Here is an 18,027-nt window from a genome sequence, read left to right as displayed (position 1 = left end):
GTCCATACGGTGAAGCGGCGATGCGCGGTGGCGGGCGACGTGCCGAACGTCGGCGGCACCGAGCTCCGCCAATGTCCTCGGGGCGACATCCGCACCGTCGGCGCCGGCAGCGGCAGCGAACCGGCCGCTGGCGAGGGGCGAAGACCTAGAGACATTTTCACCCATGTCTTCATCAAGGGCAGCTGCGTCCCCCTCGAATCTGACGAATTCCGAGACCATCGGCTCCGACCACACGCTGCGGTCTGGCACCGGTGGGCGGCGGAGCGAGCACGGCCCGAAGGGAACGAGAACGAGATTCTCACCGGCTCGGTCCTGCCTCCCCAACACGGGTGCCTGGGGCGCAACTCTCCCTTAGTCCGGACGCCGATGAACTCGGCCAGAGGCGGGTCAGCTCTTCGGCGGAATGGTCGAGGAAATCCTCGTAGGCAAATGCAGTGCGCTGGTCGGCGGGCAGTTGGCTGAGGAAGGGAACTCCGTGCCGTCGGTGACGAGTTCGGTCATGCGGCCGGAGGCGGCGTGCCGACGCCCAGCATGGCAAGGAAGGCGGAGGCTGCGGGTGACGGGGTGAACCGGCTCCAGACGAGACGTTCCACCCGTACCGGCCCGTTGGTGACCGGCACACTCCGCAGGCCGGGCAGTTCGGCGGCGAACGTCGCGGGCAGCAGGGCGATGCCCAGTCCATGGCGGACCATCCGGGCCATGAGCTCGACGCCGGACACCTCGAAGGCAACCTCGCGCCGCAGACCGGCCGCCGCGAACGCCTGGTCCGACTGGGCGCGGGCGGCGCTCCCGCCGGCGAAGTCGACGAACACCTCCTCGGCGAGGAGGCGGAGGTCCACCTCGTGTTCGGTGGCCAGCGGGTGGCCCGGGGCGACCACGGCGACGTGCCGCCCGTGGGCGAGTTCCTTGTCGCGGACGCCCTGAGGCTGGAATCCGGGCTGTACGCCGAGGAATGCCGCGTCCAGTTGGCCGTCGCGCACCTGCTCGACGAGCCGCTCGCTGGAGGCGGTCCGCAGACTGATCCGCACCTGGGGGTAGCGCAGGCGGTAATCCCTGAGCACCGCCGGGAGATCGACGGCCGCCACGGTGGGGATCGATCCGACAGTCAACTTGCCCCGTATCTCGCCGGTGGCCGCCGCCACCTCCGCCCGGGCCCGGTCGGCCGCCTCCAGGGCCTGGCGGGCGGCGGGCAGGAAGGCCTCTCCCGCGGTGGTCAGCCGAACCCGGCGGCTGGTCCGTTCGAACAGCCGGGCGCCCAGTTCCTTCTCCAGCCGGGCGACTTGGTGGCTGAGTGCGGACTGGACGACGTGGCATCGCTCGGCGGCACGGGTGAAGCTGGCGGTGTCCGCCACCGCGAGGACGTAGCGCATCTGCTGGAGATCCATTGATCCATCGTGAAACACGATGGATTGGATGACAAGCATGTGTTGGACCGATGGATGCCTGCTCGGCGATGCTGAAGTCAACGGCGGGCCACGGCGGTCAGCGACCAGCCACCGCCCCGGACCGGCGAGGCCCGGGGCGCGCCGGCCCCGTCGTACGACAACCGACGCCCCGACCCCGTGGAGACACCCATGCGCGTGATTGCCTTCGACCACCTCGTCCTGAACGTCGCCGACATCGAGCGCTCACTCGCCTTCTACACCGGCCCGCTGGGGCTCGAACCGGTGCGGGTGGGGGAGTGGCGGGCCGGCAAGGTCTCCTTCCCGTCCGTGCGGGTGAGCCCCACCACCATCATCGACCTCGTCGAGACGCCCGAGGGGCGGCCGGAGGGCTCCAACGTCGACCACATCTGCCTGGTGGTTGAGCCGCTCGACTGGCAGCAGGTCATCGATTCCGGCGTCTTCACCGTCCTCGACGGTCCTGGCGAGCGCTTCGGCGCACGAGGCACCGCGGTCTCCCTCTATGTGCAGGACCCGGACGGCAACACCGTGGAACTGCGTTGGTATCCGCAGGACGCCTGAGCTCGAGCTCGTCATTTAGTGGCTTCACCAGTGTGCTGCGGTTGCGGTTTGGTGCCTTCTTGCGACGGACTGGTCGGGTGTACGCCTCGCCGGTGGCCAGGACGTGTCCGACAGCATCGTGACGTCGTGTGGGTCGGCGGATTTTCGAGCCGGGTGGGCGCCTGGGCCGGGGGTGGGGCGGCTTCGATGCACCCGCTTGCTGGTGCGGGGCTCTTCGCGCGCAGGTTCCGGAACCCCCGGCGGACTCTGGCCGGGGTGAGCTTGTGCGGCTTGCCCTTCGTAGCCGATGGGCGGCGGAGGAGGACCGGTCGAGCACCACCAGGGGGCCGAAGCGCCGTCTGGGCATCGTTGGCCCACTGACCGGCCGTCACCTCGAGACGTTAGCGGGAGGAGTCTTCTCCGTAGGCGCGGACCCGGGTCGGCAGGCTGTCCTCGGGAAACACGGCGATAGCCGCGGCCGACGGCCTGGTCCGGAACGACGGGCAACCCCTTAGCAGCATCGGCATCGGCATCGGCATCGACATCGGGGCACCCCCTGCGACCGCACGACGCAGCAGCGGCTCGCAAGGATCAACCTCGTCAACGTGCTGATTCCTACCGGGAGATGAGCAACAGAGCACCCCTGCTATGGTGCGCCGATGTCATCGATCAAGAAGTTCCAAGTTACCTTCGACTGCGCAGAACCTGAGCGCGTCGCTCGTTTTTGGTGCGAGGTGTTGGGGTACGTCGTACCACCGCCACCGGAGGGGTTCACCACTTGGGACGAATTCGACCGCTCGCTGCCGCCTGAGCGGCAGGGTTCAGCGTTCGCCTGCAGTGATCCCTCAGGTGTGGGCCCGCGACTGTACTTCCAGCGCGTTCCCGAAGGCAAGGTCGTCAAGAATCGGCTGCATCTTGATGTGCGGGTCGGCACCGGGCTCGTGGGTGAAGAGCGCCTCGCCGCACTTGAAGCCGAATGCGCACGACTGGTCGCGCTCGGCGCGGTACGCGTGCGACTACTGCGTGCCGATGGCGTCGACGAGTCGTGCATGGTGATGCAGGACATCGAGGGCAACGAGTTCTGTCTCGACTGAGCGACTGAGCACCCTCCGAGACGGCGAGGTGGGGAGCCGTCTTCCTTGGGCCTCCCTTAAAGGTGGTCTCGTACGGGGCGGGAGTTATCGGGAGTTATCGGGAGTTATCCCGTGAGGGAAGGGTTGTGCAGTCGGGCGATGCCGAGCATTGCAGTGTGACTGCCGTCGCCCTTCGGACGGCAGTCGCGAAGGATCTTCTCGGTCTGGTTGCGTTCGCGGGGATGCGGGATGACCCAGGCTGATGCCCCGGTAGCCGCCGTCCGTCAGCACGGCGTCCTTGCGGAACTGCTTGCGGGGCTGGCTGGAGTGCGAGGGGGGACGGCCCGAGGTGGCCGATGATGCGGTCAGCGGCCGACTTCGACACCCCGAACAGCGGGGCGAGCTGCCGCAGCGTCGAGTTCGTACGCCAGCAGGTCGCTACTAGCAGGATCCGGTGTTCCCGGGGCAGGCACTACGGGCGGCGCTTGCGTACCGGGTTCGCACCCTCGCGCTGAGCGCCGCTTCCTGGCCGCGGTCGTGCTGGAAGAGCAGGAGCGCCGCCTTGCCCAGCCGCGCCGCAGAGCCGCCGCAGAACCGGCGCAGAACCGCAGGGCGGAGCCGATGCTGGGAACGGCTGACGCAGGGTTAGGCGTTGGCCTGGCATGGTTCTGATGTTGATCGTCTCCCTGCTCATGACGCTTGTGATCGTCGTGCCCCTCCTACTGTCCGGCGCCCGGCGCCTGGTGTTGCGCACCGGTCGTCCCGTGTGGCTGCGGCAGCTCGTGAGCCGATTGACGACGGGCGGGGGCGGAAGCGGCGCTGGGGCGGCTGTCGCCGACGAGCTGGCTGCGGCCCTCAACCCGAACAAGCGGGTGGAGATTGCACAGCGCCGCACGGACCAGTTGGTACGTCATGACAGCCAGGCCGGTGCACCACAGCACGCCACCGATGTGGATCTGACGGCAGGACGGGCGGTGATCAGGCGCCGCTAAGCGCTCGCTGGTCAGTCTTCGAGGCGCCAAGCAGTCTGAGCGTTTCAGGGATGCCTGCAGCGCCGTCTCCTGCTCAAACCCTGGGTGCGGCGTCCCTGGCAGGATGCGTTTCTCTAAGCGGTGGACCGCACCGCGATGCTCGTCGGTCGTCGCGCTCTGGCAGCGGGCGACCTGCAACCCTCGCTGGTCGCGATGACACTCGACCGTGCAGCGATCCAGCGGATGCAGTGTTCAGCGACGGCCCCACCCCTGGAATCGGCGGGAGACGGACCGGGTCCGGCAGGTTCATGTGCCGGACCCGGCAGTGTCAGCGATTCATGGCCGCCCAGAACTCCTCGAAGGACATCTTGCGGTCGCCGTCGGTGTCGAGCGAGTCGATCAGCTCCTGGGCCTCCGACTCGCTGATCTCCGAACCCTCCAGCTCCGCCACGACCTTCCGGTATTCGTCCGCGGTGACCTGGCCGTCCCCGTCGATGTCGTAGCGCTCGAAGACCTTCCGCGCCGCCGTCTCCACGATGTCTGCCATGTGCTCTGCCCTTCTGCGATCTTCGCTGACGGGCCCAGGTTATCCGTCCGCCCAGAGTGACCCGGGCGCGCCCACCCCGCCTAACTCGACGACCGGCTGATACCGGCGAGGGACTGTCCCAGCTGCTCGCCGCTGATCAGGTCCCAGACCGGACCGGCACGAAATCGTCGTGTCCGCATTGTCGTGTCTGCATCGTCGTTTCCGCATCGTCGTGTCCGCCGGACGAGCCGAGGCTCGTGTGCCGAGACACGTCGGTGTCTCCATGAACCTCGCTTCATGATGCGTACAGTTCGACGGCCCGGCCGTCCGGATCTTGCACCACATGCCGACCGGGAGCCAGCGGCGGCTCCACGCTCTGGCCGTCGACCGTGAATCCCAGCCGCACGCTGGAGGCCGGCCTGGCCTCCGTCGCCGGGTAGAGCTCGATCACAGTGTCGTCCGCCTGTGTGGCCGCGTAGTGAAGCGGCCCTTTCCCGTGTTGCTCCGGGACGAAGGTCAGCCCCAAGCCGGTGTAGAAACTGCGGGCTTCCTCGAGGTGATCGCTGTAGAGGACGATGAGCGCGATGCGCGCGGCGGACGCAGGGGTCGCGGACGCGGTGGTCATGGTGGATTCTCCGTTGCGTAGGAGGGGCGGCGCGTGGGGCGGTTGCCTGGTCGTTGCGCAGACGGTCGTCGAGTGCGTCGGCAAAGGCGTGGACGATGTGCAGCACATTCTGACGGTGTGCGCCACGGTCTCTGCGGATGGAACTGTGCCCGGGGCGTGGGGCGCGGCAGGTCACAGTGCGGCGACGTCGAGTACCAGCTTGCCGGTGGTTGCCCCCGTCTCGATCCGACGGTGCGCTTCGGCCGCTCGTTCCAGAGGCAGGGCTTCGACCTGCACCTGCAGCTCTCCCTTGGCTGAGGCCTCCACCGCGTGGCGCAACGCTCGTCCCACCTCGGCGGGGTAGGCGGCGGCGAAGGCGGCCAGGTTGAAGCCGGAGACCGTCTTGTTGGTGAACCAGAGTTCGTTGGCCGGGACGCCGACGTCCTCGGCGCCTGACGCATTGCCCATGACCACCAGGCGCCCCATCGGGGCCAGCCGGTCCAGGCTGGCTCGGCGGGTCGGGCCGCCGACCATGTCGACCACGATGTCGAACTCGCCCGCGTCGGCCACCTGGTCTCGCTGGATCACCTCGTCGTATCCGAAGCTCTTGGCGGTGTCGATCTTGGTGGTGCTGCCGACCGTGCCGACCACGCGGCCCGCGCCCAGCAGGCGGGCGGCCTGGCCGAGTTGGCTGCCCACACCGCCGGCCGCGGCGTGCACCAGGACGCTCTCGCCGGGAGCGATGCGGGCCACCCGGTCGAGTACCAGGAAGGCGGTGGTGCTGTTGGACGGCAGAGCCGCGGCCGTCTCCAGCCCGATGGCCAGGCCGTCCAGGGGGGCGACCAGGTCGGCCGAGGTGACCGCCACCTCGGCGTAGCCGCCGGAATCGACGATCGTCAAGGCGGCCACCGGTTGGCCGGGCCGCAGGTCCTGTACGCCCTCGCCGACGGCACGGATGCGTCCGGCGACCTCGATGCCGGGTACGAAGGGCAGCGGCACGTCGACCACACCGCGCCGGTAGAGGACCTCGGCGAAGTTCGCACCCGCGTAGGCGACGTCGATGGCGACCTGGCCCGGGCCGGGGGTGGGGATCGGCACGGTGTCGACGCGGAGCACCTCGGCGTCGCCGAACTCGGGAATGGTCACTGCCTTCATGTGCGTGTGCGTATGCGTGTGCGTATGCGTGTACGTGCGCGTGTCGTTGCTGTTCATGGCAGTGATCCTGCGGCTTCGTCAGCGGCCCGGGCAGTGTCCGTTCATCCTGGGTGTGCCACCACCAGGTTGCGCCGGCGTGACCCTCATAGGGTGCAGGCCCGGCTGCCGAGCTCGGACGGCCACTGGACAGCCACCCGCTGCGCCCGCCGCCCCGTGGCTGTCTAGCGGTCGATGCCATCACTCGATCAGGTGAATGTGATCCAGTCAGCCTCGGAGTGCCCACGACTGCGTCTTCTCGCCGCAGGGCGGCATGACGACTCGGCTGCCGTCTCGGACGGCTTCTGCCGGCCGTTGTTGCAGTACAAGCAGGGCTGGCTGCGGCGTATGAGTGGGGCGCGGAGGCGAGGAATCGGTCGCTTGTGACACGCGGGGCGGGGTGCGCCGGCCGTCTGATGCTGGCTGATCTTGCCCTACTGCGCGGTAACGGGGGTTTGCGCATCCCGCTGTTCTGTGGAGTTACTGCTCCGAACGAGTGAATGGGGAGGGTTTGTGAGTGACCTGATCGAAGGCAGCCAGTACCTGATCAAGAACAAGAAGACCGGTCTGTACCTGACCGGGAAGCCCAACGAGCAACGCGCAGAGCACGGAACCGTTGAGCTGCAGCCCCTGCGGGAGGGCGAGGCACGCCAGACACAGCTGTGGGAGTTACGGCAGGGAAACGCCCAGGGACGCTTCATGCTGCGCAATATGCAGCGGCGGCAGTCGTACCTGCACCCCACCGGGCACAGCCATTCCGCCAGCACCCTGCTCGAGGAGTTCGTCTACGAGCCGGATCACGCCGACAGCTACATGTGGGAGATCACCAAGGAGAGCACCCCGGATGGTGATGCCTGGACGCTGAAGTGCGTGGGCGGGGGCCACTGGCTCAACATCGTGAGCCACAGCCATGAGGCGGGAGCCCGGGCGGAGGTGTGGGACGACCCGTCGGATTCCCACGCGTACCGGCAGTGGTCCTTCGAACGGATCCCCTCGGCGGAGGCCCGGACCGGGGTGGAACTGCCGCTGACGTTCTCCGTCCCCGAGCAGTTCCACTCCCTCGACCTCGCGGGGTCCGCGGAGGAGAACACCAACCTGTTGCTCGAACGGCTCGGGCAGCTCGAAAGCCGGCCGTCGCAGGACGAGCTCGCCCACGCCGTCCTGGCGCAGCAGACGATGTACGAGATGCTGACCGCGGCCGGTGCCGTCTACGCCGGCGTCCTGCTAGCCAAGACCCCGACGGACGCTCCCCCGGAGAAGCAGCATCTGAGCTCGGTGATGCTGACGGTCGTCGCCAGGCCCAGTGAGCTGGCCAACGAGCACACGGTCACCCGCCTGGCACGCACGCTGGGCGCGATCCACCCCGAGGCCGAGGTCGGTGTCTCCGTGCTGCCCACGGGGCCCGCGGTACTGCTGACCCAGGACACCAAGGTCGAAAAGCCGGTCAACCTCCTCGCGAACGACGACCAGCCCACCGTGGTGCGCCAGCTGCATGTCTTCGTGCCCATCCCGGGCCGGCTGGCGATGGCGGACTTCTCCATCGCCACCGAGAACCTCGCCGACTGGGACCACTGCGTCGACATCCTGGCCGGAGTCTGCAGCACCATCGCCTTCACCTGACAGCCGCCTGCCGCCACGCACCCAAAGGGAATTCCGTCATGACGAAGCCGTTGTACACACCCGAACGCGAAGCCGACACCCAGCTGCAGCACCTCGGCTACAACGCCTCCGTGCACGACCTGGTCGTGCAGGCCGCCCACAAGGAGCTCAACCGGTTCCTTGAGAGGGAGGGCGAAGCCGTGCAGATGTGGGGCTGGAACCCCAACTCCCTGCACGCCGCGGACCGGTATCGCATAGCCCAGCTCCTGCGCTCCTTCATCTACCAGGAACAGCGCATCGTCGCCGCCCTGCACTGGCTGGACGAGAAATACCGCGCCTACGTGGCCTCGTCCCCCCAGGCCCGCGCGCAGGCCGAGGCGTTCATCGCCTCCCTCAACCAGACCGCCGCCCGCCGCGCGGTCGATCTCGTAGCCGGCCACAACCCGTGGAACGCGGCGGCCTCGTGGCTCACGGACGACAAACGCGACCGCATAGCCAAGGACGTGGTGGCCAAGTGGCAGCAGGAAGCCCCTCATGCCGACGCTCACGTCTCCCAGACTGAGCGGTGGCCGGATGATGACGAGCTCGACTCGCGGCTGTCCAGGCCGGTGAATGAGGGCGAACAGCTCGTGGGGCGTGTGATCGCCAACCACCTCAAAGACACCCCCGGTCTGGCGAAGGTGACGGAGACTCTCGCTGAAGCCAACAGCGAGAGCGACGGGGATGGCGAACCCATCGATGAGGAACTCCTTGAGAAGCTCAAGTCCCTCCCGGGCTTCAAGCCCGTTGCGGACGGCGCCAAGCGCGTCGTGGACGCTGTCGAGGACCTTGTGAACCGCGTGTACGCCACGTACGTCGACCCGTCCGCGGGCGACTACCTGCCGCCCGCCTTCCGACGCATCCATACCCTGCGCAGCATCGTGGACTTCCACGACCCCGAGATCGCCCACGAACTCGGCCGACGCGGCGACGTGTTCGGCTTCAACCACTGGGACGAGCAAGGGAGGGAGAGGCCCGAGGACACGTCCTTCAAGGGGTCGGGCTTCGACATGGAGCTGTGGCGGCTGCAGGACCACGGCTACCCCAAGGAGCGCATCCCCGACGGCCTGCTGTACGACCTGGTGGACACCGTCCTGGCCGTGCAGGCGGAGTACCAGCTCCAGTGCTTCTTCGTGGACCGGGAGCTGGCAAAGATCATCGACACCCGGGGCAAGGACGAGCAGTGGCTGTACCAGAAGACCGCGGAATGGGCCGCCGAGCGCGCCAGGGCCGAAGCCGAGGCGAAGGCGAAGGAGAGCGGCTTCTGGGGCTTCGTCGGGGACATCCTCGGACTGGTCAGCGCCGCCGCCGGCGTCCTGGCCCTCATCCCGGTGCTCACACCGATCATGGCCCCCATCGCCATCGTCACCGCTGTGGGCTCGCTGGGCGCGCACGCGGCGGCCGCCTCCATCTCGGGTAACTGGGACGCCGCCACGATCGCCGGTCTCGGAGCGGATGCGCTGGCTGCCCTCCCGGCCATCGGCGCCATAGCCAAGGGCGCCAGGGGTGCCTGGGCCGCGGCCCGTATGAACAAGGTCGCCAACGTGATCATCAACGAAGGCGGGCGGGCCTTCGTCGGAGCGATCGCCGGCAAGGGCGCGTCGGATGCCGCGCGCTTCTTCGACTACCTCGGCAAGAAGGGCGCCGGAGTCGTCGGGGGCACCGTCAGGCAGGGCCAGGTCGCCGGGAAGGTGCTGCAGGGGGCGGTCAGCCTGTCCACCCAGGTGCCTCTCGTCATCGAACTGTCCAGCGGCTCCACCGTCGACCAGAGGGCGAAGGACGCGGCCACCGGCACCGCGCTGACCGCCAACATCGGCCAGACTGTGGGCAACTGGGACACGGTGGGCGCCTTCGCGAAGAAGGCCGGCACGATCAGCATCGAACGCTTCAGCCGCTTCTTCAGCCGGTAGATCTCGGTAGATCACAGTCCTCGCGCCGCCGGTACAGGGGCAGGGGGAGGGGCCACCCTGTACCGGCGGCGCCCAGTTGGCCGCCGGGCCCGCAGAGGCCCGGCGGCCGTATTGTGCGGCGGCACGCTGCCAGCCGTCGGACTACGGGAGTCAGCAGGACTGTTCAGGCCTTGGTGCTGCCGAGTGTGCCTGGTCACGAGCGGCGGCCATGCTCCCTAGGCGCCGAGCCGACCTGGCCGCATTCGGACAACTTCCGGCGGGTGTGCCGCGGGTGTAGCGGGCACGTCAGGAGGCTGCTTCCTCCCGGCGGACGGAAGAGATCACTGCGGTGGACCGGCGAACGCCCAGGTCTGATATGTGTGCGGGAGGGACGCTCGCGGTCCTTGGCGTGATTTCGTCTCCTTTTGCTCCGGTGTCCCATGGGGCCGAGGCAGAGCTACCCGCGGGTAGGCATGATGTTGATCATGAAGAGGAACGCGAGCGCGACTGCCGGAACAGGCCCCCGTGGGTCGCAGGTACAGCAGGTACAGGCGGGAGACGCCGCCGCAGCACAGCACCCGCTGACGGCCTATCAACGGGATATCCGGGCTGGTGCTGGTGCTGGTGCTGGCGCCGGGGCTGCCGCTGGCGCCGGGGCTGGCACTGGCGCTGGCGCTGGCGCACCGGCTCCGGAACCGGGAGCCGTGATCGCCCCCTCCCGTTCGATGAGCGACCTGGAACGGGCCGACACCCCCGTACGGGAGCACGCCCGGGACGACCACCTCCACCTCCAGCTGACGTCCCAACAGAAGCACGCCCACCACTCGGAAGCGCACGCCGTCCCAGGCGTCCCGGAGCCCGAACCCTGTGTTCGGCGGGCCCTCAGCCCCCTGGAGCGCTGGTACTGGATCGCGGACCGGACCTCACCGCTCAACGGGGTCGTCCGCACCCGGGTCCACGGCCGCCTGGAGGCATCGCTGCTGCGCCGCGCCCTGGACGTCCTCCAGTCCCGACACCCCCTGCTGCGCACCGCGATCAGCGGCGACGACGAAGCAGCGGCCGCCATGTTCCGTCCGGTGGGCGGGCGGCCGATCCCGCTTCGGCACGTCCAGATATCGGCTGCGGACCCCGACGCCGACACGCGGTGGGAACACGAGGTCGACGAGCACGAGCTCGCCGAGGGCATCGACTGGCGCACCGGACCGCTGCTGCGAGCCGTCGTCCTCACGCAGGAGGGCGCCGAGCACGGCGAGGACGTCCACGACCTGCTCCTGACGGCGACGCACTGTATAGCCGACGGCATGACGGGTCTGTCCCTGCTGCGTGAGTGGATCGACATCGCCGCGCAGCTCGCCCGCGGTGAGCAGCCGTCACGGACGTCGCACCGGGCGCTGCCCGCCGCGGAAGACCTGCTGCCGCGCCACCACCGGGGCGAGGCGGGTGCTGCCGGTCTCTCGGCACTGCTGGAGCGCGATGCGCAGGAGACCGCTCGACTGCGGCCTCGGCGCGTCGTTGCGAGCCGTCCGGTTGCGTTCCACCACCGGCGCACCCGGTTTGTGCACAGGTTCTTGACCGCCGGGGAAGTGGAGCTGCTCGTGGACGCCTGCAAGCGGCAGGGCGCCACGGTGCACGGAGCCCTCGCTGCCGCCATGGTGACTGCCGTCGCCCTGGAGGCGGAAACGTCACAACCCGCCCACTTCGCCATCGGCTCCCCACTCGACTTCCGCGCCGAACTCGACCCCGCCGTCTCCTATGACGAGGCCGGGACCTACGCGGCCACCCTGCCCTCCCGCGTCCTGTACCGGCCCGGCGCGCCACTGTGGCCCATGGCCCGCACCATCAGCCGGGACCTGGCCGAGCGCCGCAGTCGTGGGGAACACCTGGCCCTGGTCAACCTCCTGGACCGGGCAGGGCCCAGGACGTCGGCCGATGCCGAGGCGTTCATGCACTACCTGGACGAGCAGGGGCCGCTCAACCTGTGCCTCTCCAACCTCGGCCGTTTCGATGTCCCGGACCGGGTGGGCCCCTGGCGCCTGTCCGACACCCAGATCGTCGCGGGCATCTCGGTGACGGGCGCCGTCGTCGCCACCGCCGTCACCAGCCACCGCCAACTCGCCTGGAACTTCAGCTACGTCGAGCACATCGTGTCCGCACCACGCGCCCGCCACCTCGCCGACGCATCCGTACGCACCCTGCTGTCCGCGATCTCGGCCGCGTCCAGCGCACCCCCCGTCGCCGGCTGACCCGTCCAGCGGCCCCATCCCGCCTCCCCACCCCCACCCCCAACTCCACCACCCCAACTCCACCACCCCCACCCCTCACCCCCACCTCAAAAGGAGAACTCAGTGTTCAACCATCAGCCCACGCCCCTGCCACCGGCCGGGCGCGCCGTCGTCATCACCGGCGCCTCCTCCGGGCTTGGCAAGGAGTGCGCGCTGCAATTGGGGCGGCGCGGCTTCCGGGTCTTCGCCGCAGTGCGTACGGCGGCGGACGGCGAGCGACTGCGCGCCGCGGCGCCCTGGGCACGGCTGCAGCCGGTCCTGATGGACGTGACCGACGAGGACTCCCTACGAGCCGCTGCCGCCGAGGTCGCCAGTGCCGTGGGCGGACAGGGCGTGTGGGGGCTGGTGAACAACGCCGGTACCTGCTTGTCGGCGCCGCTGGAGTGCGTGCCGCCGCAACGGCTCCGGGCACAGCTGGACACCAATGTCGTCGGTGCCCTCGCCGTCACCCAGGCCTTCCTGCCACAGCTGCGCCGCAGCCGCGGGCGCGTCGTCAACGTCTCCTCGGGACTCGGCAGCGTGGCAATCCCCTACCTCGGCGCCTACGCAACGGGGCAGTTCGCCAAGGAGGCGATGAGCGACGCGCTCCGCCGCGAACTGCGGCCCTTCGGCGTCGGTGTCTCCGTCGTGAAGCCGGGTGCGATCGCCACCCCCATCTGGGACAAGGTACGACAGGCCGGTGAGGAGATCCTCGACGGGGCCGCCGCGACCGTCGCCGACCCCTACCGGGCTTCCTTCGAACGGTTCTTGCGCCACAACGAGCAACGGGCGCGGTCGAGCGCCACACGCCCGGAGCACTTCGCACGCACCGTCTTCCGGGCGCTGACCGCTCCCCGGCCCCGGACCCGCTACTGCGTCGGCCCCGATGCCCGGGCGGCCGCCGTGCTGTCGCGCCTGCTCCCCAACGCCGTCCTGGACCGCGCCCTCGGCGCCGTCACCGGCGGCCGGCCAGGGGCGAGCTGACCCGCACGCGGCCGGGCGGAGCGGCCCGGCTGCATCCGCCCCGTCAGGCGGGCGTTGGGCTGATCATGTCGTTGATCTGCCCTGCGCGGCCTCGGCGGCCGTGTCGTCCTCCACCGTCGTCAGCGGCCCGTACTCGTCGGCCAGTTCCTGCCAGCTCAGGGTGTCCGCGCAGCGTTCGTCGTGACTGGTGTGGTCCCAGCCCGGCAACTGCCAGGTGCCCGCGGGGGAGCTGCGCCGCCATATCTCGCCGTCGCCGTCGATGACCTCGGCGGGGGCCGGACGGGGCTCGGTCCCGTCGGTCGGCGCCCACGTGGTGCGGTGCGGATGCTGGGCCCTGCGCGCCCCGGTGACGACGATCTGCGCGGCGCGGCCGCGCGCCTCCGACGGGGCGGCCGCCACCTCCGGGAGGCGAAAAGCGTCATCGAGCGTCATCAGGTCGGTCACGAGCCTGCTCCCTTTCTGTGGCCGCTGCCCCATGGGGCAGGCGATCACCAGTATCTCGGCAGCTGGGCAGGGGCTCGTACGTGGCAGGGGCCGCGTCCCGCAGCAGCAGGGTTACCCCTGCTGTGACGAGGGCGAGGACAGTGCAGGCCACCAGCAGTCTGGCGCGCCATGGGTGCCGTAACCCGATCAACTGCATTCCCCACCCGCCGCGCACTCCGCAACAGGTACTGGGTGGTCGGTCGGCTGGCTTGCGCGGTCCTTCCCACCGCGCAAGCACACTTCATGCCCCAATGACTCCGTCGATCTGCTCGCGGATGAGATCGGCATGACCGTTGTGCCGTGCGTACTCCTCGATCATGTGCACCATGATCCAACGCAGGGAGACTCGCGGCTCGCCGACGTGACCCGCATCCTCTTCGGACAAGCGGCCGGAGTCGTCCAGTGATGCGTCAGCGATGAGTTCGCGTCCTTGAGCGATCTCCGCTTGCCAGGCAGACATCACCTCGTCGAACCCTCGGTCCGGCCGAAGGGCAAAGCCGGCGCCATCGTTCTGCCCGAAGACCGGAGGCACATCCTGGCCTGCGAATACACGCTGGAACCAGTTGCGCTCGACCTCGGCCATGTGCTGGACGAGACCGAGCAGCGTTATCGGCGAGGGTGACGCTGCAGCAAGCCGTAATTGATTATCCTTCAGGCCCGTGCACTTGAGGGCGAGAGTCGCACGGTGAAAGTCCAGCCACGCTTTCAGCATGGCGCGCTCGTCAGCGTGGGCGGGTGGGATGGGACGTCCATCCGGTGTCGTCTTCATGAGTACACCCTGGCAAGAGAGGCCGTGACCCACGGCTGACTTCGCTGGCGACGAACACGCGTATCGCCCGCCTCTCTACCAGCGGCTTGGTTTCCTGTAGACGAGCCCGAGCTTCTCAGCTGCGCCCCGACCTCCGCCGATCATCTCTGCGACGGACTTCGGATCCGTGTTCCTCATCGACTCGATGATCTCGGATGCGAGGCTCTCCGGGGCCCGGCCTGCCACGTCGACCACGAGGCCGAACTGCAGGGAAGGGTCCTTGAAGGAGCCCCTGCGAGCCGGGTGGGTGAACGTCAGGCGCGCGCTGTCGTAGTCCTTCAACCAGGCTGTGCACCAACCGGGTGCGCAGTCCCACCGGCCGAGGATCGTCGGGTCGGCGCGGAGCTGGTCGCCCACCAGCCGGGCCACTGTGCGGGCCGGCCACTCCCAACTGTGGTCCTGCTCGGCTCGGGCGACCTCCCGGTCGTACGCTGCCGCGTCGAACCGGACCTCCTGCGGCGGATCGCCGGGCATCGAGGATCGCCAGTCCTTCCAGACCACCTCCGCCCCCTCGCGCACGATCGTGGTGTAGAGCCCGCCGCAGCACCCTTCTGTGCAGTACGCCTCGGCGAGCATGACCTCCCTCGGTTCGCTCGTGGCTCTCAGCTGCCCCTTGTGGACCAGCCGCTCGGGCATCTCGGCGGGTCCCTTGTCGAATGCGGCCGCGACGATCGGCATCCCGTCGATCGCGATCCTGGCCTCTACTTGGGGGAAGCCGACCGGATTCGGATCGGGCACTACGACCCGGATCGCGAACCTTCCCTCTGGTATGTCGTTCCGGGTGGCCTCGCTGAGGATCCACGCGGCGCGCCGGGCCTCGACCGGGACGCTGGAACCCGCACTGCGGCCCAGCATCCCGGCCCACGGCGGGGAGGACAGTACGTTGTTGATCTGGTCGATGAGGCACCGGCGAAGCCCGCCAACCACCGGGGCCGCCGGCCCCGTGCACAGGTCCTGGGCAACCATGGCCAGCAGAGCGGCTCGCTCCAACGTCGCCGGTCGCCGTTCGGCGAGGGCGACCCAGCGCTGATACGCGACCGGGGCTTCCTGGTATCGGCCGATCTCGGACTGGTAGTTGCGCGTACTAGTCATCGCGAGCAGGAGGTTCCCGGCCTGATCCCACAGGACATCGCCGACCGCCGGCCGGCCGAGCATCTCCGCCAGCCCGCACCCCTCGGCGATCTGCCGCGCGAAGTCGCTGGACAGCAGGTCCTTGGGCGCCGACAACACCCACTCGCGCACCATCGGGTCCGCATGCCCGGCCAGCGCCCGGACTGCGATGACCCACGGATAGTGCCGTGATCGTTCAGCGAGCCAGATGAGATCGTGTGCCGCACTCGGGATCTGCGCGAGAGTCTCCGCGGCAAGCTGGTCGGCGAAGGACAACAGCCCGACAGTCTTGATCGTCGGGACGTCACGCTGTTCGGCGTGGCCGCGCAGCAGACCCAGCCCGACGAGGACCGCGTGCCGATCCCACCCGTTCCTGACGAGCCAGCGGGCCGCATCAAGAAGCCGTTGCGTGGGTTCGGGCACCACCTCGGGCACGACTCTGGTCACGTTCCTGGTGCTGACATCCAGGTGCGCGCACCGCTCGTGAAGGTCCGCCGCCGACAGGGTCGGATCGCCGATGAACTCCCGCAGTACGGCGGCCAGGGCGAGCCTGCGTTCCGGAGAGGAAACACTCGGGTGGTGGTCACCGCTATCGGGCCAGGGACGGCCGCCGTCAGGCAGCGGTTGGTCCGGATACAGCCGGGACAGTCGTTGCGCGTGTACGAACAGGGAAACCGGGCGGTCGAGCGCACTGCGCTCGTGGACCACGCTCACCGGCTGGAGGAAGACTCGATTCTCTTGGTCATGCCCGGAACAGTACACGCCGACGATGTCACCGGCGAAGGAAATTCCCGCCGGGCAGCGACCTTGGAGCCTGTGCCTGTGCCTGTGCCTGTGCCCGTGCCTGCCCCCCGGTGTGCGTGGCAGTCCTCCATGGCCGTGGCCGTGCCCGCCGCCCGTGCCCGTAGTCGTGCCCGGGCGAGGGATGTCGTCAGTGCAGTCGCCCGCGGACTCGCCAATGCCGTAATTCCGCCCGCACGTTCGCCATGGGCGGGTGGCGGGTCCCACATCGGCGTCGGTCGACTTCCACAGGAGCGGATACGGAACAGCCGGTCACAGACGTGTTGCTACGCAGATCAGCTCGGCGACTGCGCGAAGTCCGCTCTGCGACGGCCAAGCGATCACCGTTGTCACGGGCGGAGCATCCAGGACCGGCACGGCGGCGAGATCCCGGCGCAGGTCGGTGCCGACGGACTCGGGCACGATCACGGTGGTACGGCCGAGCGCGATGAGCTGGAAGAGCTGTGTCAGGTTCGGTACCTCTGCGACACCAACATCTTGATCGACAACGCCTGCCCCGGCTACGTGGCCACGACCTCAATGGCCACCGACCTCAACGGATTCAGCGGTACTCAGACCCCTGAGCAGGGCGCGGTGATCGCCATCCGGTCGGCGGCCCTGCCCGAAGACGGCCCTAGCGGCCAGCTGTTCGACGACAAGGGAGTCGCGCCATGGTGACTCTCTGACGTGTTCCTGCTGACGTGTTCCTGCTCGACTGGGCCGCGGCTCAACGCGCCCCACCAGGGCCCTGCGGGCAGCCGTCACCCATGGCCTTGGACTCGGCGATCATCTTCGTCGCCACGTCGGGTTCCGGGGTGCGGCAGGCGTCGAGGAGGGCGCTCAGACGGCGTGCGGGTGTGGCGGGGTGGACGGCCAGGAAGGTTTCGGCGGTCAGGCCGGGCGGGGCGAAGGGGCGGAAGGCGGTGCGGCCGCTCTGCAGGTACTGGGCTTGGGCGGCGTAAAAGACGGTCCAGCTGGGCTTGCCGGTCGCGATGGCGGCGAGGGTGTCCTGGTCGGTGGTGAAGGCGGGGCCGAGGACGGGTTCGAACCCGGCGTCCCTGCACGCTCCGATGACCAGGTCGATGAGTTGCGGATTGGCCTCGCGGGGGACGATGCGCAGCGGGAGCCCGGTGAGATCGGCGAGGTGCACCGTGGAGCGGGCGGCCAGCGGATGGGTGGCGGGGAGCGCCGCGACGAGGGGGTCCTTCCAAACGGGGATGAGATCCAGGCCGGTGCTGTTGCTGTGCGTCAGTCCGCGTACGAAGGCCGCGTCCAGATCGCCGTCGCGTACGGCCTGCAGCCGGGCAGCGGAGGCGGCGCTCACCAGTTCCACGGTCAGTTCCGGGGAGCGGACCGCGAGGGTCGTAAGGACGTGTTCGAGGTGTGCTCCGAGGCCGACGCTGGTGCCGATGCGCAGCACCGTGGCCTCCGTGGCCCGAAGGTCGGCCATCGCGTGGAGTGCCGCTTGCTCGGAGGCCAGGATGGTGCGTGCATGCGGCAAGAAGGCGGTGCCGGCGGGGGTGAGGGTGACCTTGCGGGTGGTGCGGTCGAACAGGTCCAGCGCGAGTTCGCGTTCCAGACGCCGGATTTGCTGGCTGACGGTCGGCTGGACGATGTGCAGCCTTTCGGCGGCGCGGCCGAAGTGCAGTTCTTCGGCGACGGCCACGAAGTAGCGGACCTGGCGCAGTTCCATTCCCCACCCCACCCCTCCACTCCGGATTCATCATGATTCTTGATGAGTGTACGGGTGAAGTGGGTCTTGGCCC

Annotated in this window: 16 protein-coding genes and 2 pseudogenes; 8 read left to right on the top strand and 10 right to left on the bottom strand. The window is 69.0% G+C overall.

All coding sequences use genetic code 11. The features are described 5' to 3' along the window. Positions 1–497: 497 nt before the first annotated feature. The gene (locus tag ACWD6P_RS22165; protein WP_451445865.1) at positions 498–1,385 is read right to left on the bottom strand and encodes a LysR family transcriptional regulator; all 888 of its coding nucleotides are present in this window, start codon (positions 1,383–1,385) and stop codon (positions 498–500) included. Positions 1,386–1,574: 189 nt separating this feature from the next. Here ACWD6P_RS22165 and ACWD6P_RS22160 point away from each other — a divergent pair, with 189 nt between their 5' ends. Then, positions 1,575–1,964 carry a VOC family protein gene (locus ACWD6P_RS22160; protein ID WP_451445864.1) on the top strand — a complete coding sequence of 130 codons (390 nt, stop codon included), beginning with the start codon at positions 1,575–1,577 and terminating at the stop codon, positions 1,962–1,964. A 638-nt stretch (positions 1,965–2,602) separates the two neighbouring features. Continuing rightward, positions 2,603–3,037 carry a VOC family protein gene (locus tag ACWD6P_RS22155; RefSeq protein WP_451445863.1) on the top strand — a complete coding sequence of 145 codons (435 nt, stop codon included), beginning with the start codon at positions 2,603–2,605 and terminating at the stop codon, positions 3,035–3,037. A gap of 104 nt (positions 3,038–3,141) precedes the next feature. Here the strand turns inward: ACWD6P_RS22155 and ACWD6P_RS22150 are convergent. Beyond that, positions 3,142–3,530 (bottom strand): annotated as a pseudogene (locus tag ACWD6P_RS22150) (helix-turn-helix domain-containing protein); the annotation flags it as partial. Between the two features lie 157 nt (positions 3,531–3,687). Here ACWD6P_RS22150 and ACWD6P_RS22145 point away from each other — a divergent pair. After that, positions 3,688–4,008: a DUF6191 domain-containing protein gene (locus tag ACWD6P_RS22145; protein ID WP_451445862.1), complete on the top strand. Its 321-nt coding sequence runs from the start codon at positions 3,688–3,690 to the stop codon at positions 4,006–4,008. A gap of 307 nt (positions 4,009–4,315) precedes the next feature. Here ACWD6P_RS22145 and ACWD6P_RS22140 read toward each other — a convergent pair whose 3' ends face one another. The 3 genes from ACWD6P_RS22140 to ACWD6P_RS22130 all read right to left on the bottom strand — a co-directional run bounded on the left by ACWD6P_RS22140 (position 4,316) and on the right by ACWD6P_RS22130 (position 6,272). Continuing rightward, a complete protein-coding gene (locus ACWD6P_RS22140; RefSeq protein ID WP_451445861.1) occupies positions 4,316–4,534 on the bottom strand; it encodes an EF-hand domain-containing protein in 219 nt (72 codons plus the stop codon). A 274-nt stretch (positions 4,535–4,808) separates the two neighbouring features. Next, positions 4,809–5,138: a VOC family protein gene (locus ACWD6P_RS22135; protein ID WP_451445860.1), complete on the bottom strand. Its 330-nt coding sequence runs from the start codon at positions 5,136–5,138 to the stop codon at positions 4,809–4,811. A 171-nt stretch (positions 5,139–5,309) separates the two neighbouring features. After that, the gene (locus ACWD6P_RS22130) at positions 5,310–6,272 is read right to left on the bottom strand and encodes a quinone oxidoreductase family protein (RefSeq protein WP_451445859.1); all 963 of its coding nucleotides are present in this window, start codon (positions 6,270–6,272) and stop codon (positions 5,310–5,312) included. A 549-nt stretch (positions 6,273–6,821) separates the two neighbouring features. On the opposite strand from ACWD6P_RS22130, the gene ACWD6P_RS22125 reads away from it, so the two are divergent. The 4 genes from ACWD6P_RS22125 (at position 6,822) to ACWD6P_RS22110 (ending at position 13,080) form a co-directional block, all read left to right on the top strand. After that, positions 6,822–7,928, top strand: a complete 1,107-nt coding sequence (locus ACWD6P_RS22125) for an RICIN domain-containing protein (protein ID WP_451445858.1) — start codon at positions 6,822–6,824, stop codon at positions 7,926–7,928. A gap of 38 nt (positions 7,929–7,966) precedes the next feature. Next, entirely contained in the window at positions 7,967–9,856 is a 1,890-nt protein-coding gene (locus ACWD6P_RS22120) for a hypothetical protein (protein ID WP_451445857.1), read from the top strand. A 704-nt stretch (positions 9,857–10,560) separates the two neighbouring features. Beyond that, positions 10,561–12,078 (top strand): condensation domain-containing protein, encoded by a 1,518-nt coding sequence (locus tag ACWD6P_RS22115; RefSeq protein WP_451445856.1) that lies wholly within the window; start codon positions 10,561–10,563, stop codon positions 12,076–12,078. 102 nt (positions 12,079–12,180) lie between these two features. Further along, positions 12,181–13,080 carry an SDR family oxidoreductase gene (locus ACWD6P_RS22110; protein WP_451445855.1) on the top strand — a complete coding sequence of 300 codons (900 nt, stop codon included), beginning with the start codon at positions 12,181–12,183 and terminating at the stop codon, positions 13,078–13,080. Between the two features lie 63 nt (positions 13,081–13,143). On the opposite strand, the gene ACWD6P_RS22105 is transcribed toward ACWD6P_RS22110, so the two are convergent. From ACWD6P_RS22105 to ACWD6P_RS22090, 4 genes and pseudogenes are all read right to left on the bottom strand, one after another. Next, positions 13,144–13,524, bottom strand: a complete 381-nt coding sequence (locus tag ACWD6P_RS22105; protein WP_451445854.1) for a hypothetical protein — start codon at positions 13,522–13,524, stop codon at positions 13,144–13,146. A 280-nt stretch (positions 13,525–13,804) separates the two neighbouring features. Further along, complete coding sequence (locus tag ACWD6P_RS22100; protein WP_451445853.1) at positions 13,805–14,332, bottom strand: DinB family protein; 528 nt, start codon at positions 14,330–14,332, stop codon at positions 13,805–13,807. 75 nt (positions 14,333–14,407) lie between these two features. Next, positions 14,408–16,189 carry a hypothetical protein gene (locus ACWD6P_RS22095; protein ID WP_451445852.1) on the bottom strand — a complete coding sequence of 594 codons (1,782 nt, stop codon included), beginning with the start codon at positions 16,187–16,189 and terminating at the stop codon, positions 14,408–14,410. A 345-nt stretch (positions 16,190–16,534) separates the two neighbouring features. Beyond that, positions 16,535–16,744: pseudogene (locus ACWD6P_RS22090) on the bottom strand (LysR family transcriptional regulator); the annotation flags it as partial. Between the two features lie 15 nt (positions 16,745–16,759). Here ACWD6P_RS22090 and ACWD6P_RS22085 point away from each other — a divergent pair. Further along, complete coding sequence (locus ACWD6P_RS22085) at positions 16,760–16,939, top strand: hypothetical protein (protein WP_451445851.1); 180 nt, start codon at positions 16,760–16,762, stop codon at positions 16,937–16,939. Positions 16,940–16,988: 49 nt separating this feature from the next. Here the strand turns inward: ACWD6P_RS22085 and ACWD6P_RS22080 are convergent, their stop codons facing one another. After that, the gene (locus tag ACWD6P_RS22080; RefSeq protein WP_451445850.1) at positions 16,989–17,954 is read right to left on the bottom strand and encodes a LysR substrate-binding domain-containing protein; all 966 of its coding nucleotides are present in this window, start codon (positions 17,952–17,954) and stop codon (positions 16,989–16,991) included. Positions 17,955–18,027 lie beyond the last annotated feature (73 nt).

This window comes from Streptomyces sp. NPDC002446 (assembly GCF_053595675.1).
The sequence above is the reverse complement of the archived record's forward strand: the minus strand, read 5'-3'. Positions and strand labels throughout refer to the sequence as shown.